22 protein-coding genes and 2 pseudogenes are annotated in these 26,184 nt (G+C 69.0%); 8 read left to right on the forward strand and 16 right to left on the reverse strand.

Annotated elements, in window-relative coordinates:
- Nucleotides 1-30: 30 nt before the first annotated feature.
- The 5 genes from ACAM57_RS29050 (at nt 31) to ACAM57_RS29070 (ending at nt 4,522) form a co-directional block, all read left to right on the forward strand.
- On the forward strand, nt 31-1,845 hold the full coding sequence (locus ACAM57_RS29050; RefSeq protein WP_369659838.1) for an ATP-binding protein: 1,815 nt from the start codon (nt 31-33) through the stop codon (nt 1,843-1,845).
- A gap of 87 nt (nt 1,846-1,932) precedes the next feature.
- Entirely contained in the window at nt 1,933-2,529 is a 597-nt protein-coding gene (locus tag ACAM57_RS29055; protein ID WP_369662491.1) for a cytochrome b, read from the forward strand.
- Nucleotides 2,526-3,131, forward strand: a complete 606-nt coding sequence (locus ACAM57_RS29060) for a YceI family protein (protein WP_369659839.1) — start codon at nt 2,526-2,528, stop codon at nt 3,129-3,131. The genes ACAM57_RS29055 and ACAM57_RS29060 overlap by 4 nt, the downstream gene beginning before the upstream one ends.
- A gap of 79 nt (nt 3,132-3,210) precedes the next feature.
- A complete protein-coding gene (locus ACAM57_RS29065) occupies nt 3,211-3,858 on the forward strand; it encodes a YceI family protein (protein WP_126022195.1) in 648 nt (215 codons plus the stop codon).
- 16 nt (nt 3,859-3,874) lie between these two features.
- Nucleotides 3,875-4,522, forward strand: coding sequence for a LysE family translocator (locus ACAM57_RS29070; RefSeq protein WP_369659840.1), 648 nt, complete (start codon nt 3,875-3,877; stop codon nt 4,520-4,522).
- A gap of 10 nt (nt 4,523-4,532) precedes the next feature.
- On the opposite strand, the gene ACAM57_RS29075 is transcribed toward ACAM57_RS29070, so the two are convergent.
- The 7 genes and pseudogenes from ACAM57_RS29075 to argS all read right to left on the reverse strand — a co-directional run bounded on the left by ACAM57_RS29075 (nt 4,533) and on the right by argS (nt 12,731).
- On the reverse strand, nt 4,533-6,137 hold the full coding sequence (locus ACAM57_RS29075) for a phospholipase D family protein (protein ID WP_369659841.1): 1,605 nt from the start codon (nt 6,135-6,137) through the stop codon (nt 4,533-4,535).
- Between the two features lie 10 nt (nt 6,138-6,147).
- Nucleotides 6,148-7,748, reverse strand: a pseudogene (rpoN, locus tag ACAM57_RS29080) (RNA polymerase factor sigma-54).
- A 21-nt stretch (nt 7,749-7,769) separates the two neighbouring features.
- Nucleotides 7,770-8,564, reverse strand: a complete 795-nt coding sequence (gene lptB / locus ACAM57_RS29085) for an LPS export ABC transporter ATP-binding protein (RefSeq protein WP_369659842.1) — start codon at nt 8,562-8,564, stop codon at nt 7,770-7,772.
- A complete protein-coding gene (gene lptA / locus ACAM57_RS29090; RefSeq protein ID WP_126022200.1) occupies nt 8,561-9,280 on the reverse strand; it encodes a lipopolysaccharide transport periplasmic protein LptA in 720 nt (239 codons plus the stop codon). The genes lptB and lptA overlap by 4 nt, the downstream gene beginning before the upstream one ends.
- A gap of 151 nt (nt 9,281-9,431) precedes the next feature.
- The gene (locus ACAM57_RS29095; protein ID WP_369659843.1) at nt 9,432-10,079 is read right to left on the reverse strand and encodes a thiol:disulfide interchange protein DsbA/DsbL; all 648 of its coding nucleotides are present in this window, start codon (nt 10,077-10,079) and stop codon (nt 9,432-9,434) included.
- Nucleotides 10,080-10,254: 175 nt separating this feature from the next.
- Entirely contained in the window at nt 10,255-11,034 is a 780-nt protein-coding gene (locus tag ACAM57_RS29100) for an SPOR domain-containing protein (RefSeq protein WP_369659844.1), read from the reverse strand.
- 11 nt (nt 11,035-11,045) lie between these two features.
- Nucleotides 11,046-12,731 carry an arginine--tRNA ligase gene (gene argS, locus ACAM57_RS29105; RefSeq protein ID WP_369659845.1) on the reverse strand — a complete coding sequence of 562 codons (1,686 nt, stop codon included), beginning with the start codon at nt 12,729-12,731 and terminating at the stop codon, nt 11,046-11,048.
- A 131-nt stretch (nt 12,732-12,862) separates the two neighbouring features.
- Here argS and ACAM57_RS29110 point away from each other — a divergent pair, with 131 nt between their 5' ends.
- Nucleotides 12,863-13,207, forward strand: coding sequence for a hypothetical protein (locus tag ACAM57_RS29110; RefSeq protein ID WP_184640027.1), 345 nt, complete (start codon nt 12,863-12,865; stop codon nt 13,205-13,207).
- Nucleotides 13,208-13,267: 60 nt separating this feature from the next.
- On the opposite strand, the gene ACAM57_RS29115 is transcribed toward ACAM57_RS29110, so the two are convergent.
- The 8 genes from ACAM57_RS29115 to ACAM57_RS29150 all read right to left on the reverse strand — a co-directional run bounded on the left by ACAM57_RS29115 (nt 13,268) and on the right by ACAM57_RS29150 (nt 21,884).
- Entirely contained in the window at nt 13,268-15,310 is a 2,043-nt protein-coding gene (locus ACAM57_RS29115) for a spermidine synthase (protein ID WP_369659846.1), read from the reverse strand.
- Nucleotides 15,311-15,317: 7 nt separating this feature from the next.
- On the reverse strand, nt 15,318-15,770 hold the full coding sequence (locus ACAM57_RS29120; RefSeq protein WP_093203932.1) for a DUF2214 family protein: 453 nt from the start codon (nt 15,768-15,770) through the stop codon (nt 15,318-15,320).
- Between the two features lie 61 nt (nt 15,771-15,831).
- Nucleotides 15,832-16,758 (reverse strand): LysR family transcriptional regulator, encoded by a 927-nt coding sequence (locus tag ACAM57_RS29125; protein ID WP_126022206.1) that lies wholly within the window; start codon nt 16,756-16,758, stop codon nt 15,832-15,834.
- Nucleotides 16,759-16,806: 48 nt separating this feature from the next.
- On the reverse strand, nt 16,807-17,751 hold the full coding sequence (locus ACAM57_RS29130; RefSeq protein ID WP_369659847.1) for an SMP-30/gluconolactonase/LRE family protein: 945 nt from the start codon (nt 17,749-17,751) through the stop codon (nt 16,807-16,809).
- An 8-nt stretch (nt 17,752-17,759) separates the two neighbouring features.
- On the reverse strand, nt 17,760-18,731 hold the full coding sequence (locus ACAM57_RS29135) for a Bug family tripartite tricarboxylate transporter substrate binding protein (RefSeq protein WP_369659848.1): 972 nt from the start codon (nt 18,729-18,731) through the stop codon (nt 17,760-17,762).
- A 37-nt stretch (nt 18,732-18,768) separates the two neighbouring features.
- Nucleotides 18,769-19,749: a tripartite tricarboxylate transporter substrate binding protein gene (locus tag ACAM57_RS29140; RefSeq protein WP_126022207.1), complete on the reverse strand. Its 981-nt coding sequence runs from the start codon at nt 19,747-19,749 to the stop codon at nt 18,769-18,771.
- 4 nt (nt 19,750-19,753) lie between these two features.
- Nucleotides 19,754-20,956 carry a CaiB/BaiF CoA transferase family protein gene (locus ACAM57_RS29145; protein ID WP_369659849.1) on the reverse strand — a complete coding sequence of 401 codons (1,203 nt, stop codon included), beginning with the start codon at nt 20,954-20,956 and terminating at the stop codon, nt 19,754-19,756.
- A complete protein-coding gene (locus ACAM57_RS29150) occupies nt 20,949-21,884 on the reverse strand; it encodes a hydroxymethylglutaryl-CoA lyase (protein WP_369659850.1) in 936 nt (311 codons plus the stop codon). The genes ACAM57_RS29145 and ACAM57_RS29150 overlap by 8 nt, the downstream gene beginning before the upstream one ends.
- A gap of 119 nt (nt 21,885-22,003) precedes the next feature.
- On the opposite strand from ACAM57_RS29150, the gene ACAM57_RS29155 reads away from it, so the two are divergent.
- Complete coding sequence (locus ACAM57_RS29155) at nt 22,004-22,744, forward strand: IclR family transcriptional regulator (RefSeq protein ID WP_369659851.1); 741 nt, start codon at nt 22,004-22,006, stop codon at nt 22,742-22,744.
- 29 nt (nt 22,745-22,773) lie between these two features.
- Here ACAM57_RS29155 and hisC read toward each other — a convergent pair.
- Nucleotides 22,774-23,757 (reverse strand): annotated as a pseudogene (gene hisC / locus ACAM57_RS29160) (histidinol-phosphate transaminase); the annotation flags it as partial.
- Nucleotides 23,758-23,970: 213 nt separating this feature from the next.
- Between hisC and ACAM57_RS29165 the strand changes: the two are divergent.
- Nucleotides 23,971-26,145, forward strand: a complete 2,175-nt coding sequence (locus ACAM57_RS29165; protein ID WP_369659852.1) for a malate synthase G — start codon at nt 23,971-23,973, stop codon at nt 26,143-26,145.
- Nucleotides 26,146-26,184: the final 39 nt, after the last annotated feature.

A 26,184-nucleotide genomic window follows, 5' to 3' on the forward strand; every position in this document is an offset into this window, starting at 1 on the left:
GAACCTTCCTCTATATAGTCAATTTTGCCGATGACCCCCACGCCCGCATCTCCGCCCGCACCGGCCGCCGCCGGCAACGGCGACCGCTTCGCGATCCAGTGCGAGGTGCTGCGGCTTTCGATCCGCCCCATCGGGCCGGTGCTGCTGGCCCAGTACCTGCTGAACTGCGGCGTGGCGGCGCTCTTCGCCTGGCAGGTGTCGCTGGCGCGAGCGCTGGCGTGGATCGCGCTCATCACCGGGGTGACGGTGATGCGCGGCTTCTTCCCGCAGCGCCTGCCCGAGCCCTTCACGCCCGCCAGCCTGCGCGAGGCCCAGCGCACGCACACGCTGCGCACCGCCGTCTGGGAGCTAGCGCACGGCCTGGCCGGCGTGCTGCTGTTCGACCCGGCCAGGGCCGACCTGCAGCTGCTGCTGGGCCTGATCATCATGGGCATGACGCTGTCGTCGGCCTTCTCGGTGTCGTTCTACACGCCGGCCACGCAGCTGGCCATCACGCTGCTGCTGGCGCCGATCATCGTCACCGGCCTCTGGCTGGGCGCGCCGGTGATGGCGGCGGTGGCGGTCATCGGCATCGGCCTGACCGCGATGATGTGGAAGCTGGTGGCCGAGCGGTCGCGCCAGCTCGAGGAAAACATCGGCCTGCGCCTGAACGAACACCGCCTGCGCGAACAGGCCCTGGTCGGCCTTCGCGCCTCCGAGCAGGCGCAGGCAGAGCGGCTGCGCTTCTTCTCGGCCGCCAACCACGACCTGCGCCAGCCGGTGATGGCCATCGGCCTGCAGGCCGAGGTGCTGCGCCAGCAGCTGAACGACGGCGCGAGCATGGAGGCGGTGCAGCACACGGTGGGCTCGCTGGCCCGCGCCCAGCAGGCGCTGGAGGGGCTGACCAACCAGCTGCTGGAAATCGGCCGCATCGAGGCCGCCGTCGATCCGCTGCGCCCCACCAGCGTGGCGCTGGCGCCCCTGCTGCACGAACTGGCGCGGCAGGCGGGCAACGGCCGGGTGCTGGTGCGCTGCCCGCCGGATGCCATTGCCTGGAGCGATACGGTCTCGCTGCGCCGCGTGCTCGCCAACCTGGTCGACAACGCGGTCAAGTTCACGCCGCGCGGGCGCGTGCTGCTGGCGGTGCGGGCCCGCCGTCGCGGCACCGGACAGGCCTGGCGGGTGGAAGTGCGCGACAGCGGCATCGGCATCGCGCCCGAAGCGCAGCAGCGCGTGTTCGACGACTTCGAGCAGATCGGCAACGTGGAGCGCAACCTGCAGCGCGGCCACGGGCTGGGCCTGGCGATCGTGCGGCGGCTGGCGGCGCAGTTGGGCATCGAGGTGACTCTGCGCTCGGCGCCGGGGCGGGGCTCCGTGTTCGCCTTCGAGCTGCCTGCCGCGCCCGAGGGAGCGATGGGGGCGACGGTGTCTCCGCCGCCCGCCACGCCGGCCGCAGGGCAGGACGACGGCACCAACACTGCGCGCACGCTGCGCCCCAGCCTCGCGGTGCTGGTGGTGGAAGACAACGCGGTGGTGGCCGACAGCCTCACGGCCCTGCTGCGGCAATGGGAGGTGGAACCGCGCGTCTACGGCAGCGCGGCCGAGGCGCTGGCGCTGGCCGACCTGCATGCGCTCGACGCGGCGCTGTGCGACATCCGCCTGCCGGGCGCGCTCGACGGCATCGCGCTGGCCGAGCGGCTGCAGCGGCAGAAGCCTTCGCTGGCGATCGCGCTGATCTCGGCCGACATCAACGAGGCCACGCAGCGGCTGGCCGCCGAGCGCGGCTGGCATGCGCTGCGCAAGCCGGTGCAGCCGGAAGAGCTGCGCCGGCTGCTGCTGGGCGCACAGCAACAGGCGCGCGGCTGACACAGGCGCCGGGGATCGACCTGGCACGGCCCGTGCTGACATCGCTTCCGGGATATGCTCCGCGCACAGGCCGCCGCCCTGCCTCCGATGTCCACCGACACGCCTTCCACCCTTCCTGCCGCCGGCTCGCGCGGCCTGCGCTACGACCCGTTCGCCATCGCGCTGCACTGGCTGCTCGCGGTGCTGATCGTCGGCTCCTTCGGCGTGGGGCTCTACATGACAGGGCTGCCCTTCTCGCCGCTGCGGCTGAAGGTCTACAACTGGCACAAATGGGCGGGCGTGACCATCCTCGCGCTGTCGGCGCTGCGGCTGCTGTGGCGGCTGGGGCATCGGCCGCCGGCACTGCCGCCGGGCACTTCGGGCCTGCAGAAGGCGGGCGCCCGCGTCAGCCATACGCTGATGTACCTGCTGTTCTTCGCGGTGCCGCTGTCCGGCTGGGCCTACAGCTCGGCCATGGGCATGCCGGTCTCGTGGTTCGGCATGCTGGCGCTGCCCGACTTCGTGTCCGCCGACCATGATTTCGCCGAGGCGGTGCTGCAGCCGCTGCACCGCAACTGCGCCTTCGCGCTGGCGGGCATCACGCTGCTGCACGTGGCGGCTGCACTCAAGCACCACTGGATCGACCGCGACGGTCTGCTCAAACGCATGTGGCCGGGGCCACGCCAGGAATCTGCCGGATCATGAGCTCACTTACTTCTCGCCTTCCTTCCCGACTTCTCCCGCCGCTGCTCGCGCTTGCAACCGTATTTCCGGCCGCTGCAGGCCCGGCGACGCCGCCCGGCGCGAAGCTCGTCGCCGACAAGAGCCAGATCGTGTTCGTCACCAGGCAGATGGGCGTGCCCGTTGAAGGCAGCTTCAGGAAGTTCGACGCGCAGGTGGCCTTCGACCCGAAGAAGCCCGAGGGCGGCAGCGTCGCGCTGCAGATCGACACGGCCAGCGCCGGCTTCGGCGTGCCGATGAGCGACGCCGAGCTGCCCAGGCAGCCGTGGTTCGACGCCGCGCACTTTCCGCAGGCGAGCTTCCAGTCGAGCGCAATCAAGGCGCTGGGCGAAGGCAGGTTCGAGATGGCGGGCAAGCTCACCATCAAGGGCATCGCCAGGCAGGTGACGGTGCCGGTCAGCATCGCACCGGCGCAGGGGAGCAACTACTCGGTGGCCACCGGAAGCCTTACGATCCAGCGGCTCGACTACAAGGTGGGCGAAGGCGAATGGACCGACACCTCGGTGGTCGGCAACGAGGTGCAGGTGCGCTTCAGGTTCACGCTCGCGGGGCTCGGCCCCCTGTGAGGCCGCAGCCCCTTCCTTCCTCACACGGACGTCCCGAATTTCTTCTTTCCTCTCTTTCATGACACAGGCAGACAAAGCCATGAAAAAGCTTCTTCTCGCCGCGGCCCTGTCGGCCGCCGCGTTCACCGGCAGCGTGACGGCGCAACAACAAGCGCAGCTGCCCTCGGAATTCGCGCCGGCGGCCGCCGCCAAGCCCGCGGGCGGGCCGGCCCGGAACGCCAACTACGTGATCGACCCGACCCACACCTTCGTGATGTACGAGATGGGCCACTACGGCACCACCACCAACCGCGGCCGCTTCAGCACCAAGGACGGCTCGGTGCAGATCGACGGCACCGGCGCCAGCGGCAAGGTCGACATCACGATGGACATCAGCTCCATCAACACCGGCGTCGACCTGCTCAACCGCCACGTGCAGAGCAAGGACTTCTTCAACGTGGCCGAGTTTCCGACCGGCCGCTTCGTGGCCGACCGCATCGACTTCTCCGGCGACAAGGTGGTCGATGTGCCCGGCAAGCTCACGCTGATGGGCCAGACCCGCCCGGTGACGCTGAAGGCCGTGCGCTTCAACTGCTATCTGAGCCCGCTCATCAATCGCCAGGTGTGCGGCGGCGACTTCGAGACCACCGTGGAGCGCAGCGACTGGGGCATCACCTGGGGCCTGAACTTCGGCTTCGAGAACAAGGTGAAGCTGCTGGTGCAGGTCGAGGCGGTCAACGTGCAGTGACACCGGAGGCGACACCATGATGGACACCACCCTCGCCCTGCTCGGCATCGCCGGCGCCATGACCGTGGGCGCGATGAGCCCCGGCCCCAGCTTCGTGATGGTGGCGCGCACCGCCGTGACTTCGCGCGCCGACGGCCTCGCCGCCGCGCTGGGCATGGGCGCGGGCGGGCTGGTCTTCGCGATCGCCGCGCTGGCGGGGCTGCAGGCGGCATTCCTCGCGGTGCCGGCGCTGTACCTGGCGATCAAGGGACTGGGCGGTGCGTACCTCGTGTACCTGGGTTTGCGCATCTGGCGCGGCGCGCGGCAGCCGCTGGCAGTGGCGCAGGAAGCCGGCGATCCGGCACAGCGCCCGCAGGGTCGGGGAAAGCGCACCTTCCTGCTGGGCCTGGCCACGCAGGTGAGCAACCCGAAGACGGCCGTGGTCTACGCGAGCATCTTCGCGGCCTTCCTGCCGCGCGAGGTGCCGCTGGTGCTGGCGCTCGCGGTGCCGGCGGTCATCTTCTGCATCGAGACGGGCTGGTATTCGATCGTGGCGCTGGCGCTGTCCTCGGCGGCGCCGCGCTCGGCCTACCTGCGCTACAAGGTCTGGATCGACCGCGCAGCCGGCGGCGTGATGGGGCTGCTGGGGCTGCGGCTCGTGTGGTCGGCAGTTCGCGGCACCTGAGGCTGCAGAGCTACAGCAGGCTCTCGGGCGTCAGCGGCGCCAGGATTTCGAGCATGGTCCGGTCCCAGAAGCCGGAGTCGGGCTCCTCGGTCAGCACGGTGGCCTTGCCGCCGCCCTCGTCGCTGACCCATTCGATGCGCGACTCGTTGCTGCCCTCGGCGAAGCGCAGCCTGTAGGCGCCCTGCTGCTTGAGCACGTCGATGAGCTTCAGCGCCTGTTGCGCCATCTCGGGGCTGCGGATGAACAGGCCGATCTCGGTGTTGTGCGTTTCCGAGCGCGGATCGAAGTTCATCGAGCCGACGAAAAGAATGCGCCGGTCGATCACCGCCGACTTGGCGTGCAGCCGGCCCACCGAAGTACCGAAGAGGCCCAGGCGCACGCTGCTGCGGGTGCGCTTGGTGCTCAGCTCGTAGAGGTCGGCGCCGAGCTTGAGCATGTCGGGCCGGTAGCGGCGGTAGGCGGTGTGCACCAGCGGCTCGTCGGTGGCGGCCAGCGAGTTGGTGACCACGCTGATCTTCACGTTGCGCCCGCGGATCTCGCGCATCACCTCGAGCCCCGAGGCGCCCGGGATCAGGTAGGGCGAGACGATGGTCACTTCCGAGCGGGCGCGGCGCATCTGCTCGACCACGTTGTAGCGCACGCTGTCGACGTTCAGCAGCGGCACGCCGCCGTAGGAGGCCGTCTTGCCGATCACGCGCTCGGGCGAATCGGCGTACGCCTCGGCGGTGGTCCAGATCAGGCCGAGCTTGCCGGCGTCCAGGTCTTCCGCCATCGGGCTGTAGCCGAGCAGATCGTTGGGCGCGGGCTTCGGCGGCGGCGGCGTGGTGTCGGGGCCGGTGGCCAGTTCGAAGCGTTTCTGCAGTTCCTCGCGCGGCAGGTCGCTGGCCACCACGGACTGGATCGGCCGCACGTAGACGCTGTTCCAGTACTGGTCGAACAGGCTGCCCAGGCGCGGGACCAGCGCGCCGGTGACGAAGGTGTCGAGGTCGATGAAGTTCTCGCCCGAGGTGCGCCTGAAGTACTGGTTGCCGATGTTGCGCCCGCCCGCCACCGCCATCGCGCCGTCGGCGATGAACAGCTTGTTGTGCATGCGGCGGTTGACGCGGCTGAAGTCGAAGAGCGAGGCGGTGAAGCGCTTCAGCAGGCTGCCGCGGCCGGCCGGGAAGGGGTTGAACAGGCGCAGCTCCACGTTGGGCGTGGCGGCCAGGCCCAGCAGCAGCTCGTCCTCGCCGGAGGTGTAGAGGTCGTCCATCAGCAACCGCACGCGCACGCCGCGCTGGGCGGCGTCGCGCAGGGTGCGCAGCAGGTAGCGGCCGGTCTCGTCGTTCTCTATCTGGTAGTACTGCACGTCGAGCGTGCGCTGCGCGCGGCGCGCGAGTTGGATGCGCGTGTCGAAGGCGAAATCGCCGCCGGGCATCAGGCGGAAGCCGCTGAGGTCAGGGTCGGGCTGGGAGGCCAGCGCGATCTTGCCAAGAGCGGTGTCGGCCGAGACGGCGATGGTCTTGGTGGGCGGGCGCGGGGCCTCGTCGGGCAGGGTGGCACAGCCGGCGAACAGCAGCACCGCCGCCATGGCGAAGACCCAATGCCCGGCGCGCGACATCAGGCCATGGCTCATCGGCTTCTTTCTAGAGTGCCTTGCGCAGGTTGGCAGGGGCGATGCGCAATGCTTCGCGGTACTTGGCCACGGTGCGGCGCGCGCACTCGATGCCCTGCTCCTTCAGCATCTCGGAGATCTGGCTGTCCGACAGCGGCTTCTTCACGCTCTCCGAGCCGACGAACTGCTGATGAGCGCGCGCACCGCGGTGCTCGACGCGTTGCCGCCGGTCTCGGTGCCCAGCGCCGAGCCGAAGAAGTACTTGAGCTCGACCGTGCCGAAGGGCGTGGCCATGTACTTGGCGGTGGTCACGCGCGAGATGGTGGACTCGTGCAGGCCCAGCTCGTCGGCGATCTCGCGCAGCACCAGCGGGCGCATGGCGAGCTCTCCGTGCACGAAGTAGCTCTTCTGCCGTTCGACGATGGCGTTGCTCACGCGCAGGATGGTGTCGAAGCGCTGCTGGATGTTCTTGATGAACCAGCGCGCCTCCTGCAGCCGCTGCGACAGCGCCTGGCTGCCCTCGCCCTTGTGCGACTTGAGCGCGCCGGCGTAGATGTCGTGCACGCGCAGCCGCGGCATCACGTCCGGGTTGAGCATCACGCGGAACTTCACGTTGGTGCCGCGCCCGGTCTTGGTGACGATCACGTCGGGAATGACGACGTTGCGTTCCACGTCGACGAAGCTGCGGCCCGGCTTGGGCTCCAGCCGCGCGATGACCTGCAGCGCCGAGCGCACCAGCTCCTCGCTGCTGCGGGTGAGCGTGGCCAGGCGCTTGAAGTCGCGTCGCGCGAGCAGCTCCATGGGCTGCTTGCAGATGGCCAGCGCGGTCTTGCGGACCAGCTCTTCTTCCTCGGTCTCCTCGTCGCTGGCCATGGCGCGCAGCTGGATGCTCAGGCACTCGCCGAGGTCGCGCGCGCCGACGCCGGCGGGCTCCAGGCTCTGCAGCAGGCCGAGCGCCACCTGGAAGTGGTGCACGAGGTCGTCGAACTCGTCGTTGTCGTCGCCGGCCAGGCCCGAGGCCAGCGCGGGCAGCGAGTCTTCGAGGTAGCCGTCGTCGTTGAGCGATTCGATGAGAAAGCGCAGCGCGGCGCTGTCGCTCTCGTTGAGCCGCAGGCTCAGCGCCTGGCGGTGCAAAAAGGACTGCAGCGACTCCTGGCTGCGCGCGAGCTCCGTGGCATCCGCGCGCTCGTCGTCGCCGGCGTTGTTCTGGCGCGCGGGCGCGTCGCCGCCCCATTCGCTGTCGTCGGGCGCCATGTCGACGGTGCCGTCGCCTTCCCAGTCGGGTTCGCGCTCGGCGACTTCGGCGGCGGGACCGTCGGAGTCGGCGGCGGCGGTGCTTTCCGTGGACGAACTGGTGGTGCTGCTGCTCGCGGCCGAGGGGGTGAAGTCGCTCTCGCCTTCGCCGCCTTCACCGCCGTCGTCGCGGGGGACCGGCGCGTCGGCTGTGTCGAGCCCGAATTCCTCGCGCACCGCTTCTTCGGCTGTGCGCTCGAGGAACGGGTTCTCGTCGAGCATCTGCTCCACCTCCTGGCTCAGCTCGAGCGTGGAGAGCTGCAGCAGCCTGATTGACTGCTGCAGCTGCGGCGTGAGCGCCAGATGCTGCGAAACGCGAAGGGACAGCCCTTGCTTCATGATGGAAACCGCCCCCGCGCCTTACATGCGGAAGTGCTCGCCCAGGTACACCCTGCGTACCTCGGCGTTGTCGACGATCTCCGAAGGCGTGCCTTGTGCCAGCACGTGCCCGTCGCTGATGATGAATGCGTGGTCGCAGATGCCCAGCGTCTCGCGCACGTTGTGGTCGGTGATGAGCACGCCGATGCCGCGCTCCTTCAGGAAGCTGATGATGCGCTGGATCTCGATCACCGCGATCGGGTCGATGCCGGCGAAGGGCTCGTCCAGCAGGATGAAGCGCGGCTGCGTGGCCAGCGCGCGCGCGATCTCGACGCGGCGGCGCTCGCCGCCCGACAGCGCCAGCGCGGGCGAATCGCGCAGGTGGTCTACGCGCAGGTCGGCCAGCAGGTCGCTCAGGCGCTCCTCGATGTGCTCCTTCGACAGCGGCACCATCTTGCCCTTCGCGTCGGGCTCGCTCTGCAGCTCGAGCACGGCGCGCACGTTTTCCTCGACCGTGAGCTTGCGGAAGATGGAAGCTTCCTGCGGCAGGTAGCTCAGGCCCATGCGGGCGCGGCGGTGGATCGGCATGTGGGCGATCGGCTCGCCGTCGATGGTGATGTCGCCGGCATCGGCGCGCACCAGCCCCACGATCATGTAGAACGAGGTGGTCTTGCCCGCACCGTTCGGCCCGAGCAGCCCGACGACTTCGCCCTTCTGCACGTCGAGCGAAACGTCCTTCACCACCGTGCGGCTGCCGTAGCTCTTCTTCAGGCCGCGCGCGACCAGGCGGCTGCCCGGTGCGCCGCTGGCGTCCTGCGTTCCTGCGGATTCGATCACTTGCGCGTGTCTCCCTGGTCACTTCCGAGCGTGGTGCTCGGGCGCAGGCCCTTGCCGGGTGCCGGGGTGACTGCCGGCGGCGGTGCCTTGGCACCACCGGCCGGGGCCGAGGCGCCCGCGGCCGGCGCGGTGGCGGCCTTCGGGGTGAGGATGGTCCTGACGCGTCCGCCCGGTGCCGAGGCGTTCACGGCGGTGTTTGGGGGCACGGTCGATCCGTTGACGGTGTAGGTGTCGTTGCTCTGGTCGTAGACGATCAGGGCGCCCTGGCTCTCGTCGTTCGGCGTGGCGCCCAGCAGGCGGCGCATGACGGCATTGCGGATGAACTTGACGTTGTCGGCGCGGCTGTCGTACTCGATGACTTCCGACTCGCCCTCGATCCACTCGTCGGGCGCGTTGCGCTTCTGCTTGTAGTAGGCCCGCTTGCCCGGCGCCGCCGTGACCACGCCGTACTGGTAGCCCTCGGCGTCCTGGCGCACGTCCAGCCGTGCGCCACGGATGATGATCGTGCCCTTTGTCACCAAAACGTTGCCGGTGAACACGCTGGTCTGCTTCAGGTCGTCGTAGCGCATCGAGTCGGACTCGATGTTCATCGGCTTGGAGCGGTCGGCGGTCTCCGCCACGGCTCCCGATGCGAGGCCTGCCAGCAACAGCGCGCCGGCGGCCAGGCGGCCGATGCGACGCAGGAAGGGGGTTGTGGGGTAAGAGTGCAATGTCATAGAGGCACGAAACTTGCTCGGCATTGTATGCGGCTGAGTGCTCCAGCCCCGCACGCACAGATGAAAAAGCCCGCCTAGGCGGGCTTGACTTTCTTTCTGGTTTTCTCCCAGAAACACGCGCAACCGCGCGGTACGGCTCGGCTTTTGGCGCTCAGCCCTTCTTTGCTTCACCGATGAGATAGTTCACGACCTGAAGCACCTTGGTCATGTTGCCTGCGGTTTCACCGTCGACATACCAGCGGCCGGCCACGGCCATCGCGGGCACGCCGGCCACCTTGTAGGCATCGGTCAGCTGCGAAGCGCGCTTGGCCTTGCTGGCCACGCCGAACGAGGTGAAGGTTTCCTTGAACTTGGTGGCGTCCAGGCCGTTGGCGGTGGCCCAGGCAATGATGTTGGCGTCGCCGTTCACGTTCTGGCGCTGGGCGTGGATCGCGTTGAACACCTTGGGCTGGAACTCGTCGACCTTGCCCATGGCTTCGAGCGCGTAGTAGAGGCGCTGCTTGGCCTCGACGTCGTTGCCCACGAAGGGCACGGGAATGCGGCGGAAGGAGACCTCCTTCGGGATGGTCTTGAGCCAGGCTTCCAGCGTCGGCTCGAAGTCGTTGCAGTGCGGGCAGTTGTACGAGAAGAACTCGACCACCTCGACCTTGCCCGCGGGGGCGTCGACCGGCACGCGCTTGTCGAGCACCAGGTACTCGGAACCGGCCTTGGGCGCGCGCGCCTGGGCATGGGCCGTATTGACACCCAGGGACATCAGCCCGAGCGAAGTGGCGGCCAGCGAAAAGTCACGACGTTTCATTTGAAAGGGTTCTCCAGTTGGTACGGCAGACTGAGCCGGCGCGCGGCGGGGAGTTCCACTCCCCTGCTCGACGGCGCGCCCGAAGCCATGAAAGGCGATATGAAAGGCGACGAATGGTGGCGGCAAACGCCGCCCGGCGGGGCTTGAGGGCTATTCCGGCTGTTGTGTGCGGCGCTCAGCGCTGCACGCGGACCAGCGCGGAATCCATGCCGCCGCCGTCCAGACGTTCCTTCAGGCGGTCGGCGTCGTCCTTCTTGCTGAACGGACCGGCGCGCACGCGGTAGACGGTGCGGCCCGCCTGCTCGCGCTCGGTGACCTTGGCCTCGACGCCCATCAGCGACAGCTTGGCGCGCTGCGCCTCGGCGTCCTCGGTGGTGCGGAAGGCGCCGGCCTGCACGAAATACATGAAGGGATCGGGGCCCGAACTGCTGCCAGCATTGCTGTTGCTGCTGCTCGGCGCGGCCGACGCGGTGGTCGTGCCGCCGGAGCCGGAGACCTGGCCCGAACGCGCGCGGGCCAGATCGCCCAGCGGATCGTTCGATTGTTGCGGCAGGGCGTTGGCCTCGGCCGGCACCGGCGCTGTGCGCGGCGGCTTGGGCGCCACCACCACGGGCACAGGCGGCGCGGCGTTGGGCGAAGCGGTGGCCGGAGCGGCGGCGGTGTTGCCGGTGGCGGGCTCGCCGGTGATGGGGTTGACCGGGCCGGTCGCAGCCGCCGGCGTCGCCGGCTTGGGAGCGCCCGCCTTGCCGGCGAGCGGCGCGTTCGGGTCCCAGTCGCGGTTCTTGCGGGCCTCGGCCTCGTCCTGCTCGGCGCCGCCACGCTGCGTCTTGGTCACGAACGGGATCGGCACCTTGGTCACATAGACCGCGATGCCCAGCGCGACGCCCAGGCCGAGCACCAGCCCGATGATCAGGCCGATGACGATGTTGCCGCGTTGACTTCTTGTCTTCTTCATGGTGAGGGAGTTCACATCTTGCTCGGCGCACTGACGCCGAGAATCGCGAGGCCATTGTGCAGCACCTGCGCGGTGGCGGCGACCAGCGCCAGGCGGGCCAGCTTCACCTTCTCGTCGTCGACCAGGATGCGCTCGGCGTCGTAGTAGCTGTGGTAGCTGGCGGCCAGTTCGCGCAGGTAGAAGGTGACGTCGTGCGGGGCGAAATCCTTCGAGGCGGCCGTCAGCATGGCCGGGTACTTGGCCAGCAGCAGCATCAGCGCCTGGGCGGCCGGGCTTTCCAGCGGCGACAGGTCGACGTCCTTCAGCAAGGCGGCGTCGCCGCCCCAGCCAGCCAGCACCGAACAGATGCGTGCATGGGCGTACTGCACGTAGTAGACCGGGTTGTCGTTGTTCTTCGTCACCGCGAGGTCGACGTCGAAGGTGTACTCGGTGTCGGGCTTGCGGCTCAGCAGGAAGAAGCGCACAGCGTCGGTGCTGGTCCATTCGATCAGGTCGCGCAGCGTGACATAGCTGCCGGCGCGCTTGCTGATCTTGACCTCCTCGCCGCCCTTCATCACGCGCACCATGGTGTGCAGCACGTAGTCGGGGTAGCCCTCGGGAATGCCTTCGCCCGCCGCCTGCAGGCCGGCGCGCACGCGCGCGATGGTGCCGTGGTGGTCGGTGCCCTGGATGTTGATGACCTTGTGGAAGCCGCGCTCCCACTTGGCGATGTGGTAAGCGACGTCGGGCACGAAGTAGGTGTACGTGCCGTCCTGCTTCTTCATCACGCGGTCCTTGTCGTCGCCGTAGTCCGTCGACTTCAGCCACAGCGCGCCGTCCTGCTCGTAGGTCTTGCCCGCGGCCACGAGCTTGCGCACCGCGGCCTCGACGCGGCCGCTGGTGTAGAGGCTGGACTCCAGGTAGTACTGGTCGAAGCGAACGCGGAAGGCCTGCAGGTCCAGGTCCTGCTCGCGGCGCAGGTAGGCCACGGCGAACTCGCGGATGGCGTCGATGTCCTCGATGTCGCCGCTGGCGGTGACTTCGCGGTCTTCCGACTTGACGGTCTTCTTCGCCTTGAAGTCGGCCGCGATGTCGGCGATGTAGTCGCCGTTGTATGCAGGCGCCTTCTCGCCGCTGGGCCATTCGGCGTCGCCGGGCTTGAAGCCGCGCGCGCGCAGCTGGGTGCTGTTGGCCAGCGTCTGGATCTGCACGCCGGCGTCGTTGTAGTAGTACTCGCGCCACACGCTCTCGCCCTGCGAGGCGCGCAGGTTGCAGATGGCGTCGCCGAGCGCCGCCTGGCGGCCGTGGCCGACGTGCAGCGGGCCGGTCGGGTTGGCCGAGACGAACTCGACCAGCACCTTCTCACCAGTGGCCGGCTGCTGGCCGAAAGCATTCCCGGCCGACAGCACCTCGCGCACGATCTGCTGCTTGGCAGCCGTCTTCAGGCGGATGTTGAGGAAGCCGGGCCCGGCGATCTCGATGGCGTCGACCCACTGGGCGAACGCGGGGGTGGCGAGCAGCGCTGCGCTCAGTTCCTCGCCCAGTTCGCGGGGCTTGCGCCCCAGCGGCTTGGCGAGCTGCATCGCTGCCGTGCAGGCGAAATCGCCGTGCGCGGCCATCTTGGGCGACTCGAACGCGGCCTTGGAGCCGGCGCCGGGCGAGAGGGATTCGAGCGTGTTCGCGAGCGCCGCGAGCAGCTCTTGTTTGACCAATAGCATCCGGAAATTTTACCGGGGGCAAACCCGGGCGCAGTTGACGATCGTCATCCGATCGTTGAGCTGGCCCGTTACGATGGTCGGCCCCGAGGCGGGGAACCTGTCACAAATCAACCTAGCGAGGACATATCACCATGAAGAAGCTCCTTTCCCTGGTCGCACTGGGCGCCTGCCTTTCCTTCGGCGCAGCACAGGCTCAAGACAAGGCTCCCGCTCCGGCCGCGGCACCCGCGGCTGCCGCCCCCGCAGCAGCCCCCGCCGCCGGCGCAAGCTGCGAAGCCAAGGCCGTGGACAAGAACGGCAAGGCCCTCGCCGGTGCCGCCAAGGCCAGCTCCATCAAGAAGTGCGAGAAGGAAGCCAAGGCGGCCGCAGGTCCCGCATGCGCGGCCAAGGCCGTGGACAAGAACGGCAAGGCCCTCGCCGGTGCCGCCAAGAACAGCTTCATCAAGAAGTGCACCGCTGACGCAGCCAAGGCCTGAAACGGCACCGCGCTGAGCTCACAACTGTGAAAAAGGCCCGCGTCCGCGGGCCTTTTTCTTTTACTTCAGCGCACCCAGCAGATTGTTGAAATCGTCGGTCCAGGGCCTCTGCCCCGGCTCCGTGGCGATCGGGGCCGCGCCCGCTCGTATGGGCTCGCGCGCCAGCGCCTGGGGGTCGCGCGAGACCAGCACCCAGTCGGTGCGATGCAGCCAGTCGGACTGCTCCGCCAGGTCGTGCACCAGCACCGCGTGCAGGCCGCGCGCGGCGGCCACCCTGGCGATCACGGGCGCCAGCGCCAGGAAGCGGTTGGTGACGTGGAAGGCGATCACGCCATCGGACCGCATGTGGCGCAGGTAGACGTCCATCGCCTCCACGGTGAGCAGGTGCACCGGCACCGAATCCCCCGAGAAGGCATCGACCGCGAGCACGTCGAAGCCCTGCGCCGGTTCGCGCTCCAGCGCCAGCCGGGCGTCGCCCGAAACGCGCTCGATGCGCGCGGCGCTGCCGCGCAGGAAGCTGAATTCCTTGTCCGCCAACGCGAACACCAGCGGATTGATCTCGTAGAAGCGGTAGACGTCGCCGCTGCGCCCGTAGACCGCAAGCGTGCCGGCGCCCAGCCCGATCAGGCCCACGCGGCGCGGCCCGGCCGGCGCCGCGGCGATGGCGCGGCCGATGCCCGAGGTCTGGCCGTAGTAGGTGGTGAGCTCGCGCCGGCGCGCGGGGTCGGTGAACTGCGAGCCGTGCTTGACCGATCCGTGCGCCAGCTGGCGCGTGCTGTCCGAGGGCGGATCGCGCTTCATGTCGTACACCTGCAGCGCCCCGTAGAAATTGCGCTGCAGGCTGCGCGCGCCCAGGTTGTCGCTGGCGATCTGCCGCAGCAGGAAGAAAGTGCAGCCGGCGGCCAGCACCACGCAGCCCACCCGCAGCCATGCCCGCCGGCGCAGCACGGCCGCCGCCGCCAGCGCGGTCAGCATCAGGCCGAGCCCCAGCTCGTAGTACGCCGCCAGAACATGCGGCGCGACCAGCCCCACCATCACTCCGCCCAGCGCGCCGCCGAGCGAGAGCATCAGGTAGAAACGCGTGAGATAACGCGGCCCCGGCCGCAGCCGGGCGGTCTCGCCGTGCAGGAACATGCACAGCACGAAGAGCCCCGACACGTACAGCGGCAGCGCGATCCGCACGTTGGCGCCGATGGAGTGCTGCAGCCCGAAGGCGCACAGCAGCAGCATGGCGGCCCCCACCGGCAGGAACACGCCGCGCCGGTACCAGCGGTCGCTCTCGAAGCACAGCACGAAGGTCAGCAGGTACAGCGACAGCGGCAGCACCCACAGGAAGGGCACGGCCGCGACGTTCTGCGTGATGTGGTTGGTCACCGCCAGCAGCAGCCACGACGCCAGCGCCGGCAGCGCGAGCCACAGGAAGCAGTCGAGCGCGCGCGGCGGCCTTTCTTCCGCCAGCGCCGCGGCGGACTCCGGCGCGGCCTGCTGCCGGACGTCTTGCGGCCAGCGCCGCGCCATGTACAGCGTGGTGCCCGCGCACAGCAGCGCGAACGAGCCGTACCCCCACGACCATCCGTGCGCCTGCTGCAGCAGCGTGCTGCGCGGCTCGATCAGCACCGGGTAGCTCAGCAGCGACAGCAGCGAGGCCAGGTTCGACAGCGAGAAATACCGGTACACCTGCGCGCCCCACGGCGTGCGCGCCACCCACGACTGCACCAGCGGCCCGGTGGTCGAGAGCAGGAAGTAAGGCAGGCCGATGGTGCAGGCCAGCAGCCCGAGGATGCGCCAGGCCGGGTCCTCTGTGCCCACCGGCTTCCAGTGGGCGCTCACCACGATCGGCAGGAAGGCCAGGCTCGCGAGCAGCAGCCCGACATGCAGCACGGCCTGCGTGCGCATGCGCAGGTGGCGCGCGACCCAGTCGGAATACGCGTAGCCCGCGAGCAGCACGACCTGGAAGAACACCATGCAGATCGACCACACCGCGGCCGAGCCGCCGAACCACGGAAGGATCTGCTTCGCGATCAGCGGCTGGACCAGGAACAGCAGGAACGCGCTGCTGAAGATGGTTCCGGCAAACAGGAGCTGGATGCCGGCGCGCCCCATGCCGCGCCTACTTGCCGAAGCCGCGTGCGAGGAACACCGCCACCAGCGGGATCAGCGCGATCAGATGCGCCTGGATCATCACCAGCTTGCGGGTCTTGAGGATCTCGGCCTCGGCCGGCAGCTTGCCGGTGGCGCGCAGCGTCTTGCGCCAGCGGAAGTAGGTCAGCGTCGGGAAGATCGACACCACCCCCACGATGATGAACAGCCCCAGCTTCACGTGCAGCAGCGGGTTGGTCCAGTACCAGGCCGTGCCCTTCACGCCCCACCAGGTGCGCGCGATGCCGGTGGCGAGCACCGCGATGGCGGCGATGCCGTAGACCATGTCGACCTTGGCCAGCCGCTCGACCACCGCCGCGTTGAGCCATTGCACGCGGCACAGCGCGGCCTCGCTGGAAATGAAGACGACCATCGTGAGGATGGCGAGCAGGTGAAGGTACGCAAGGATGGCTTCTAGCGTCATCGGTGGAGCTTTCTACTCGTGGGTTGCAAATGCAAACAGATTGTGACGCCGACGGTGCGCCTCAGGCCCTCCCGCCCCAGAAATCCGGGTTGCCGTATTGCTCCTTGAGGAAATCAAGCCACAGTCGCACCCGCAGCGGCATGTGCTTGGCGCCCGCGAACACCGCGTAGATGCCGTTGGGCGGCGCGGCGAACTCCTCGAGCAGCGGCACCAGCAGGCCGGCGTCGATCTCGGCCTCGACCTCCCAGGTGCTGCGCCACGCGATGCCGTGGCCGGCGAGGCACCAGTCGTGCAACACCTGGCCGTCGGAGCAGTCGAGCGGGCCGCTCGGGCGCAGGTGGATCAGCTCCTGGTTGCCCTCCTCGTTGACGACGCGGAAGGCCCAGCCGCGCGTCTGCGAGGCGTCGCTCGACAGCGTGAGGCAGGCAAAGCGCGAGAGCTCGCTTGGGTGCCTGGGCTTGCCGTGGCGGCGCACGAATTCCGGCGTGGCGACGCAGCGGCGGCGGTTGTCCGCCAGCCGCACGCTCACCAGCGACGAATCGGGCAGGTCGCCCACGCGCACCGCGCAGTCGAAGCTCTCCCCGGTGACGTCGACCACGCGGTCGCTGAGGTTCAGCGAAATGGTCACTTCCGGGTGCAGCGCATGGAAGCGCGGCACCAGCGGCGCGACGTGGCGGCGGCCGAAGCCGGCCGGCGCCGTCACGCGCAGATGGCCGCTGGCCTTGAGGCCGCCGGCGCTCACGCTGGCCTCGGCGTTCGCGAACTCGGCCAGCAGGCGCTGGCAGTCTTCGAGGAAGGCGCTGCCTTCGTGGGTGAGGGTGATACGCCGCGTGGTGCGCACCAGCAGCTTGACGCCCAGGCGCTCCTCCAGCGCGTCGAGCCGGCGCCCCATGATCGCGGGCGCCACGCCCTCGGCCTTGGCCGCGGCAGTCAGGCTGCCGCGGGTCGCGACCGAGACGAAGGATTCGAGTTGCTTCAGGCGGTCCATGGGGCGGGAACTATAGCCCCGCTCCCTGCCGCACCGGCTCTTCCGGTTCTAGGCTTGATGCCGGGAGTCGGTGGCGTGCGAGAAGAGCGGCGCGCCGCCCACGGGCAGTTCCGCCTCCAGCACGCTTCCGGTGGCCGAATCGGTGAGCACCAGCTGCCGGGTGCCGGGCCGGAAGGCGATGTTGGTCACGGTCTGCCCTGCCGGGCTGCGGACCATGTGCGTGACCTCGCCGCGCGCGTTGAGCAGGAAGGCGCCGCCCAGGCTGGCATGCGCCACCACCAGCCCGCCGTCGGCCGTGACCGCCAGCCCGTCGGGGCCGCTGGTGCCGAAGAAGGTCTGCAGCGCGCCCACCTTCGAGAGGCTGCCGTCGGGCAGCAGCGGCGCGCGCCAGACCTGGTTGCCGCGCGTGACGGCCACGAACAGCACCTTGCCGTCGGCGCTCGCCGCCACGCCGTTGGGGCTCGGCGCGTTGGACAGGAGCAGATCGAGCCGGCCATCGGCATGCAGCCGGTACACCCGCCCGGTGGGGTCGTGCAGGCCGGTCTGGCCCTGGTCGGTGAAGTAGAGGCGTCCTTCGAGGTCGAAGCTCAGGTCGTTCACGCCCTTGAAGGATTCGCTGTTGCGATGCCCGAGCACCGTCTCGATCGGGCCGCCGCCCGCGTCGCGCCGCAGGATGCCGCGCCGGTAGTCGGCGATCCAGAGGCTGCCGTCGGCATGGATCGCCATGCCGTTGGGCCAGCCGTCATAGGCCTCGACGAGTTCCCATTCGAGCGACGAAGGTGCGATCCTGAAGATGCGGCCGTAGGGAATGTCGGTGAGGTACAGGTTGCCAGCCCGGTCGAACACCGGGCCTTCGAGAAAGCTGTCCATCACGTGGCCGGGCTTGTTGGCGTCGACCCAGTCGGTGCGCCGCGGCTTGCGGAAGGCGTCGGGCAAGCGGGTGAGCACGCGCGCCTCGATCACCTCGGGCGGCTGGAAGTCCAGGTTCCACATGGTGTCGCTCAGTCGGGCTGCACGCCGGCAGCCTTGATGACCGCGCCCCAGCTCTGCGTCTGGCCTTGCACGAACTTGCCGAAGTCCGCCGTCGAAGCGCCGCCGGGGCTGGCGCCCTGCTCGGCGAAGCGCTTCGCCAGGTCGGGCAAGGCCAGTGCCTTCTTCACCTCGGCCTGCAGCTTCTCGACGATGGGCTGCGGCGTGCCCTTGGGCGCGGCGATGCCGAACCAGTTGGTGGCGGTGAACTCCTTCAGGCCGGCTTCGGCGCTGGTCGGCACATCGGGCAGCGCGCCCAGGCGCTGCGGCGAGGTCACGAGCAGCGCGCGCACCTTGCCGCCCTTGACCTGCGGAATGGCCGTGGGCGCAGCGGTGACCAGCACGTCGACCTGCCCCGACACCACGCCCAGCATTGCCTCGCCCGCGCCCTTGTATGGCACGTGCGTCAGCGCGAGCTTGCCGTTCTGCTTGAGCAGCTCGCCGCCCAGGTGGGTTGAACTGCCCACGCCGCCCGAGCCGAAGGTCAGCTTGCCCGGGTTCGCGCGCGCGTCGTCGATCAGCGCCTGCACCGTCTTGTAGGGCGAGTTCGCGCCCACCACCAGCACCAGCGGCGCATCGACGATGGCCGTCACCGGCACCAGGTCGGCCGGCTCCCACGGCAGCTTCTTGAACAGGTGCGGCAGCATCGCGTAGGTGGTGTCGTTGATGAGGAAGCTGCCGCCGTCCGGCGTCGCCTTGGCTACGAAGTTGGAGCCGATGGTGCCGCTCGCGCCGGCGCGGTTGTCGACGTAGAAGGACACACCCGTCTGCTCTGTGAGCTTCTGCGCGATCTGGCGCGCCGCGTAGTCGGTGGTGCCGCCGGGCGCGTACGGAACCACGAGGCGCACCGGCCTCGAAGGCCAGCTGCCGGCGGGCGACTGCGCCTGGGCGATGAATGGAACCGCGAGCGCGATGGCGGCGAGCCAGGAGTGCAGCTTCATCATTTGTCTTCCTTCGTTTGTTCTTCTGGGCAGGGCCCGCTTATTCGGGCCGCACGCCCGCGTCGCGCACCGCCGCGCCCCAGCGCGCGTGCTCGGCCTTGATGTACTGCGCCGCCTGCTCCGGCGTACCGCCCACGGGCGTGCTGCCTTCGGCCAGCAGCTGCGAGATGGTCGCGGGCTTGGCCAGCGCCTTGTCGACGGCGGCACTGAGCTTCTTCACGATCTCGGGGCTGGTGCCTGCCGGCGCGACCAGCGCCTTCCAGTCCACCGCCTCGAAGCCCTTGTAGCTCTCTGCCACGGTGGGCACGTCGGGCATCACCGGCAGGCGCTTGGCCGACGTGACGGCCAGCGCGCGCAGGCGGCCGCCCTTCACCATCGAGAGCGCGCCCTGCGGCGTGGCGAACATGTAGTCGGTCTGGCCGCCGAGCAGGTCGGTGATGGCCGGCGCGGCGCCCTTGTACGGCACGTTGAGCACCTTGAAGCCCGCGCGCTTGGCGAGCACCTCGCCGGCCATGTGGCCCAGCGTGCCGGTGCCCGCGAGCGCCTGGCGGATCTCGCCCGGCTTGGCCTTGGCGGCGGCGACCAGGTCGGCCAGCGACTTGAACGGTGCGTCCGCGCGTACCACGAGCACCACGGGTTGCGAGGCCACGACCGACACCGGCGCCAGGTCCTTCAATGCGTCGTAGGGCATCTTCGGGAAGAGCGTCGGGTTTATCGCGAGGTTCGCCGTCTGGCCCAGGCCGATGGTGTAGCCGTCGGGCTTGGCCTTGGCCACGACGTCCATGCCGATGTTGCCGTTGCCGCCAGCGCGGTTGTCGACGATGAAGGTCCACTTGGTGTCGTCGGCCAGCTTCTGCGCGACCAGCCGCGCCACGATGTCGGTGGCGCCGCCGGGCGTGTAGGGAACGATGAGCCGCACCGGCTTGTCGGGCCAGGCCGTATCGGCGAGGGCGGGTGCGGCGTTCAGCCATGCGGCGGCCGCGGCGCACGCCAGCAAGGCGCGCCGTGCATTGGAAAACATGAGGTCAGTCTCCGAGGGTGATGTGTTGTGTTTCGAGCGCGGCGATTTCCTCGTCGCTGTAGCCCACTTCTTTCAGCAGCTCGCGGCCGTGCTCGCCCGTGCGCGGCGGCTGCAGGCGGATGCCCGGGCGTTCGCCGTCGAGCGTGAACGGCATGAGCGGCACCTTCGCCATGCTGCCGTCGTTCATGCGCACCGGCGCGAGGCCGCCGGTGGCGTTGAGGTGCGGATCGTCGAACAGCTCCTGCGGCCGGGTGATGGGCGCGAAGGGCAGCTCGTTCTTCTCGAACACCGCGGCGAGCTCGGCCGCGCTGTGGTTGGCGAGGTGCGAGCGCAGGATGGGCATCATCCATTCGCGCGCCAGCACGCGGTCGTTGTTGGTCTTCAGGCGCGGGTCGGCCAGCATCTCGTCGAGGCCGAAGGCCTTGCAGAAGATGGCCCACTGCTTGTCGCTCACGGCCGCCAGGAAGATCTGCTCGCCGTCCTTCACGGTGAACACGTCGTACACCGCCCAGGCCGAGATGCGGCTGGGCATCGGGTCGGCCGCCTTGCCGGTGGCGGCGAACTGCATCATGTGCTGCGCGACCAGGAACACGTTGTTCTCGAACAGCGCCGACTGCACCTCGCAGCCCTTGCCGGTGATGTCGCGCTGGCGCAGCGCGGCCATTGCGCCGATGGCGCCGAACATGCCGCCCATGATGTCGTTCACGCTGGTGCCCGCGCGCAGTGGGTCGCCCGAGCGGCCGGTCATGTAGGCGAGGCCGCCCATCATCTGCACCACCTCGTCGAGCGCGGTGCGGTGGTCGTAGGGGCCGGGCAGGAAGCCTTTGTGGCTCACGTAGATGAGGCGCGGGTTGAGCTTGGCCAACGTGTCGTAGTCGAGCCCCAGCTTCTTCATGGTGCCGGGCTTGAAGTTCTCGCTCACGATGTCGGCGGTGGCGATCAGCCGCAGCGCGGCCTCCACGCCCTCGGGCTTCTTAAGGTCGAGCGCGATGCTCTTCTTGTTGCGGTTGAAGGTCGGGAAGAAGCCCGAGCCCGAGCCCAGCAGGCGCCGCGTGCTGTCGCCCTCGATGGGCTCGACCTTGATGACCTCGGCGCCGAGGTCGGCCAGCAGCAGGCCACAGGTCGGGCCCATGACCATGTGGGTGAACTCGACCACGCGCACGCCCGCGTAGGGCAACGGATTCGACGGGGAATTGGCTTCAGGCATGAGCGACGGGTTCCTGGACAAAGCCTTTCGGCAGACCGGCCTCGGGCGTCATGCCGTACACCGGTTCGCCGGGCAGGCCGGCCATGAGCGGCGCGCGCGCCGCGATGAGTTTCTGGATGTCGATGCCGGTGCGCACACCCATGGCCTCGAACATGAAGACCAGGTCTTCGGTGACTGCGTTGCCCGAGGCGCCCGGCGCATAGGGGCAGCCGCCCAGGCCGCCCAGCGATGCGTCGAAGGTGCGCACGCCCTCGTCCCACGCGGCGAGGCAGTTGGCCAGGCCGAGGCCGCGCGTGTTGTGCATGTGGGCCGCGCCGGCGTGCTTGCCGATCTCCGCGCGCAGGCGCTTGAAGAGGCGGCGCACCTGCGCGGGGTTGGCATAGCCCACGGTGTCGGACAGGCCCGACTCGTCGGCGCCCGCTTCGATGCACTGCGCGGCGAGGCGGATCACGTCGTCCTCGGGCACCAGACCCTGCAGCGTGCAGCCGAAGGCGGTGGAGATGCCGGCCTCCAGCTTCGCCTGTGGCGCGATCTCGCGGCGCAGGTCGGAGATGGCGCGCACCTCCTCGACCATCTCGGTGGGCGTCTTGCGCACGTTGGCCAGCGAATGCGCCACGCTGGCCGACACCGGCATGGTGAGCTTGTGCGCGCCGGCTTCGAGCGCGGCCTGCCCGCCCTTGCGGTTGGGCACCAGGGCCATCACCACGAGGCCCGGCAGCGTGACGGCGTGGCGCACCACCTCGGCGGCATCGGCCATCTGCGGCAGCAGCTTCGCGGGCACGAAGGAGGCGACCTCGATCTCGCGCACGCCGGCGGCGTAGAGCGCGTCGATCCAGCGCAGCTTGTCGGCGGTGGGCATGGTGGCCTTGACCGACTGCAGGCCGTCGCGCGGGCCGACCTCGCTGATGAGGACGTCGGGGGTTGTCATCGGATTCTGTCTCCTTGCGCTTGACTGTTCTGTCTTATAGAACTACATTCCGTTAAACAGAATTAGACCGTCGATCCACCCCGACTGTCAAGCCGCGCCATTCCCTGCCCTCCCCAGCCATGCCCCGAAAAGCCCAGACCGAATCCGTCTCCGATCTCAACGCCGCCCCCGGCGGCGCCGCCGCGGTCGACCGCGCGCTGAGCCTGCTCTCGGCCTTCCAGCCGGGCGACGAGGCGCTGTCGCTCGCGCAGTTCGCCGAGCGCACGCAGCTCTACAAGAGCACAGTGCTGCGGCTGCTGGCCTCGCTGGAACACGCGCGGCTGATCCGCCGGCAGGACGACGGCCGCTATGCGCTGGGCATGGAGATCGCGCGGCTGCACGGCCTCTACGCGGCCTCGCAGTCGCTCGACCGGATCGTGCTGCCGGTGCTGCGCGCGCTGGTCGCAACCACCGGCGAAAGCGCGGCATACCACGTGCGGCAGCCCCAGGGCGACAGCTGGGTGCGGCTGTGCCAGTTCCGCATCGATTCGCCGCACGTGGTGCGCGACCACGTGCGCGCCGGCGACCTGCTGCCCAACGACCGCGGCGCGGGCGCGCGCGTGCTGATCGCCTTCGGCCCCGAAGCCGAACTGCCGCGCGGCACGAAGGAACGCAAGCTCTACGACACCATCCGTGCGCAGGGCTGGTGCGCGCTGGTGGGCGACCGCACTGCCGAGCTGGCCGGCATCTCGGCGCCCGTGCTCCACGCCGACGGCAGCCTCGCGGCCGCGGTCACGCTGACCATGCCCACGCACCGCTATGACGAGCGCTACATCGAGCCGGTGCGCGCGGCGGCCAGGGAACTGAGCGGACAGGTCTGACCGAGCGAAGAAGCAGGGCCCAGCCCCGGTCAGTGCAGCGCGGCCAGCACCGCGCGGTTCTGCTCCGGCAGGCCGATGCTGATGCGCAGCCATTCGGGCAGGCCGTAGGGGCCGAGCAGCGAAACCTCGATGCCGGCGGCCAGCAGGCGCGCGTGCACGGCCTGTGCGTCGCCGACCCGCACCATCAAGAAGTTGCCGGACGAGGGCACGTATTCGAGGCCCAGTTCCTTGAAGCCGGCCGCGAGCTGGTCGCGCCCTGCCGTGTTGAGCTCGTAGGTGCGCGCAAGGAAATCGGCGTCGCCCAGCGCGGCCACCGCAGCCGCCTGCGCCGGGGTCGTCACGTTGAAGCGCGGGCGCTGCGCGTTCATGCGCGACGTGAGCGCCGGCTGCGACACGCCGTAGCCGATGCGCAGCCCCGCCAGCCCGAAGGCCTTGGAGAAGGTACGCGCCACGATCAGGTTGGGCAGGCGCCGCACCCATTCGATGCTGTCGTAGCGCTGCGCGGGCGAAAGGTATTCTGTGTAGGCCTCGTCCAGCAGCACCGTCACGTGCGCGGGCACCGACTGCAGGAAGGCCGCCAGCGGCGCGGCGTCGATGAAGGTGCCGGTCGGGTTGTTCGGGTTGGCGACGAACACCAGCTTCGTGTCTTCGCCGATGGCGGCGCGCATGGCGTCGAGGTCGTGGCCGAAGTTGCGCGAGGGCACGACAGTTGCGTGCGCATGAGCATGCGCCGCGGCCTGCGCGTAGACGATGAAGCCGTACTGCGAATAGACCACGCCCTCGCCCGGCTTCAGGCTCACCTGCGCCGCGAGTTCGAGGATCTCGCTCGATCCGCTGCCCAGCGTGAGCCAGTCGACCGGCACGTCGAGCCGGGCGGCCAGCGCGTTCTTCAGCGCCGTGCCGTTGCTGTCGGGATAGTTGCCGGCGCCCGCGAGCGCTTCGGCGGCCGCGCAGCGGGCCGAGTCGGGCATGCCCAGGGGGTTTTCGTTGGAGGCCAGGAGGATCATGGAAGCTGACGTGCTGAAGATGACGGATTTATTTAAGAAGTTAAATATATCCGGCGCCTGCGGCCTTCTTATCAGTGCCTACCCTTTGCGCTCCTGAGGGCCGCGCATTCATTACCTCTATTTTTGTCACGGATAAATCCCGATTCAGGCTCTTACTCGCCAGCAAAGTATCGAATAAAGTTCGTCCCAGGATTGCATTTTTCTCAAGGAGAAACCCACATGACCGCCCGCACCACCGCCCACGGACTCCAGGTCGCGACCGAACTGCACCGCTTCATCGAAGAGAAGGTCCTCCCCGCCAGCGGCGTGGCCAGCGACGTCTTCTGGAAGGGCTTCGACGCCATCGTCAGCGACCTCGCGCCGAAGAACATCGCCCTGCTCGCCGAGCGCGACCGCCTGCAGAGCGAGCTCGACGCCTGGCACAGGAAGAACCCCGGCCCCATCGCCGACATGCCGGCGTACCGCGCCTTCCTCGAGAAGATCGGCTACCTGCTGCCCCAGCCCAAGGGCGTGAAGGCCACGACCGCCAACGTCGACTCCGAACTCGCGCTGCAGGCCGGTCCGCAGCTGGTGGTGCCCATCCTCAACGCGCGCTATGCGCTGAACGCGGCCAACGCGCGCTGGGGCTCGCTGTACGACGCGCTCTACGGCACCGACGCGATTCCCGAGACCGGCGGAGCCGAGAAGGGCAAGGGCTACAACCCGGTGCGCGGCGCCAAGGTCATCGAGTTCGCGCGCAACGTGCTCGACCAGGCCGCGCCGCTGATCAACGGCTCGCACAAGAACGCCACCGGCTACAGCGTGAAGGACGGCAAGCTCGTCGTCGCGCTGCAAAGCAGCAGCACCGGCCTGGCCGATGCATCGCAATTCGTCGGCTTCCAGGGCGACGCCGCCTCGCCGTCGTCGGTGCTGCTCAAGCACAACGGCATCCACCTGGACATCCGCATCGACCGCTCCACGCCCATCGGCAAGAGCGATGCCGCCGGCGTGAGCGACCTGGTGCTCGAAGCCGCGCTCTCCACCATCCTCGACCTGGAAGACTCGGTGGCCGTGGTCGACGCCGCCGACAAGGTGGTGGCGTACTCGAACTGGCTGGGCATCGTCGAAGGCACGCTCACGGAAGAAGTCACCAAGGGCGACAAGACCTTCACGCGCGGCCTGAACGCCGACCGCGAATACACCGGCGCCGACGGCAAGCCCGTGAAGCTGCACGGCCGCTCGCTCATGTTCCTGCGCAACGTGGGCCACCTGATGACCAACCCGGCCGTGCTGTACGCAGATGGCAAGGAAATCCCCGAGGGCATCCTCGATGCCGTGGTGACCACCACCATCGCCACCATCGACCTCAAGCGCAAGGGCAACTCGCGCACCGGCAGCATCTACATCGTCAAGCCGAAGATGCACGGCCCGGCCGAAGTGGCCTTCGCCAGCGAACTTTTCGGCCGCGTCGAGCAGCTGCTGGGCCTGCCCGCCAACACCGTGAAGCTGGGCATCATGGACGAGGAGCGCCGCACCAGCGTGAACCTCAAGGCCTGCATCGCCGAGGCCGCCGCGCGCGTGGCCTTCATCAACACCGGCTTCCTCGACCGCACCGGCGACGAGATGCACACCGCCATGCAGGGTGGCCCGATGATCCGCAAGGGCGACATGAAGTCCAGCGCATGGATCGGCGCCTACGAAAAGAACAACGTGCTGGTCGGCCTCTCGAGCGGCCTGCGCGGCAAGGCGCAGATCGGCAAGGGCATGTGGGCCATGCCCGACCTGATGGCCGCCATGCTCGAGCAGAAGATCGGCCACCCCAAGGCCGGCGCCAACACCGCCTGGGTGCCCTCGCCCACCGCCGCCACGCTGCACGCGCTGCACTACCACCAGGTCAGCGTGACCGCGGTGCAGCAGGAGCTGGAGAAGATCGACGCCGACGCGGAGCGCGACAACATCCTCAACGCCCTGCTGCAGGTGCCGATCGCGGCGGAGGCCAAGTGGACCGCCGAAGAGCGCCAGCAGGAAATCGACAACAACGTGCAGGGCATCCTCGGCTACGTGGTGCGCTGGATCGACCAGGGCGTGGGCTGCTCGAAGGTGCCCGACATCCACAACGTCGGCCTGATGGAAGACCGCGCCACCCTGCGCATCTCCAGCCAGCACATCGCCAACTGGCTGCTGCACGGCGTGGTCACCAAGGCCCAGGTCGACGAGACCTTCCAGCGCATGGCCAAGGTGGTCGACGAGCAGAACGCAGGCGACCCGCTCTATAAGCCGATGGCCGGCAACTTCACCACCTCGGCGGCCTACAAGGCGGCGCAGGACCTGGTGTTCAAGGGCATCGAGCAGCCGAGCGGGTATACGGAGCCGCTGCTGCATGCGTGGCGGTTGAAGGTGAAGGGCGAAGCCTGATTGCCTTGCCCGGCCCGGCATCGCGCCGGGCCTGACGCA

Source organism: Variovorax sp. V15 (assembly GCF_041154425.1).
GTDB classification, from domain to species: Bacteria; Pseudomonadota; Gammaproteobacteria; order Burkholderiales; family Burkholderiaceae_C; genus Variovorax; species Variovorax guangxiensis.

Bases quoted from the DNA above. Each gene is read 5' to 3' on its own strand.
- ACAM57_RS29050 (WP_369659838.1), top strand. From the start codon at position 31: ATGACCCCCACGCCCGCATCTCCGCCCGCACCGGCCGCCGCCGGCAAC.
- ACAM57_RS29055 (WP_369662491.1), top strand. From the start codon at position 1,933: ATGTCCACCGACACGCCTTCCACCCTTCCTGCCGCCGGCTCGCGCGGC.
- ACAM57_RS29140 (WP_126022207.1), bottom strand. From the start codon at position 19,749: ATGTTTTCCAATGCACGGCGCGCCTTGCTGGCGTGCGCCGCGGCCGCC.
- ACAM57_RS29060 (WP_369659839.1), top strand. From the start codon at position 2,526: ATGAGCTCACTTACTTCTCGCCTTCCTTCCCGACTTCTCCCGCCGCTG.
- ACAM57_RS29110 (WP_184640027.1), top strand. From the start codon at position 12,863: ATGAAGAAGCTCCTTTCCCTGGTCGCACTGGGCGCCTGCCTTTCCTTC.
- ACAM57_RS29065 (WP_126022195.1), top strand. From the start codon at position 3,211: ATGAAAAAGCTTCTTCTCGCCGCGGCCCTGTCGGCCGCCGCGTTCACC.
- ACAM57_RS29070 (WP_369659840.1), top strand. From the start codon at position 3,875: ATGATGGACACCACCCTCGCCCTGCTCGGCATCGCCGGCGCCATGACC.
- ACAM57_RS29100 (WP_369659844.1), bottom strand. From the start codon at position 11,034: ATGAAGAAGACAAGAAGTCAACGCGGCAACATCGTCATCGGCCTGATC.
- lptA (WP_126022200.1), bottom strand. From the start codon at position 9,280: ATGACATTGCACTCTTACCCCACAACCCCCTTCCTGCGTCGCATCGGC.
- ACAM57_RS29165 (WP_369659852.1), top strand. From the start codon at position 23,971: ATGACCGCCCGCACCACCGCCCACGGACTCCAGGTCGCGACCGAACTG.
- ACAM57_RS29150 (WP_369659850.1), bottom strand. From the start codon at position 21,884: ATGACAACCCCCGACGTCCTCATCAGCGAGGTCGGCCCGCGCGACGGC.
- ACAM57_RS29095 (WP_369659843.1), bottom strand. From the start codon at position 10,079: ATGAAACGTCGTGACTTTTCGCTGGCCGCCACTTCGCTCGGGCTGATG.
- ACAM57_RS29155 (WP_369659851.1), top strand. From the start codon at position 22,004: ATGCCCCGAAAAGCCCAGACCGAATCCGTCTCCGATCTCAACGCCGCC.
- ACAM57_RS29130 (WP_369659847.1), bottom strand. From the start codon at position 17,751: ATGTGGAACCTGGACTTCCAGCCGCCCGAGGTGATCGAGGCGCGCGTG.
- ACAM57_RS29075 (WP_369659841.1), bottom strand. From the start codon at position 6,137: ATGAGCCATGGCCTGATGTCGCGCGCCGGGCATTGGGTCTTCGCCATG.
- argS (WP_369659845.1), bottom strand. From the start codon at position 12,731: ATGCTATTGGTCAAACAAGAGCTGCTCGCGGCGCTCGCGAACACGCTC.
- ACAM57_RS29120 (WP_093203932.1), bottom strand. From the start codon at position 15,770: ATGACGCTAGAAGCCATCCTTGCGTACCTTCACCTGCTCGCCATCCTC.
- ACAM57_RS29115 (WP_369659846.1), bottom strand. From the start codon at position 15,310: ATGGGGCGCGCCGGCATCCAGCTCCTGTTTGCCGGAACCATCTTCAGC.
- ACAM57_RS29125 (WP_126022206.1), bottom strand. From the start codon at position 16,758: ATGGACCGCCTGAAGCAACTCGAATCCTTCGTCTCGGTCGCGACCCGC.
- ACAM57_RS29135 (WP_369659848.1), bottom strand. From the start codon at position 18,731: ATGATGAAGCTGCACTCCTGGCTCGCCGCCATCGCGCTCGCGGTTCCA.
- ACAM57_RS29145 (WP_369659849.1), bottom strand. From the start codon at position 20,956: ATGCCTGAAGCCAATTCCCCGTCGAATCCGTTGCCCTACGCGGGCGTG.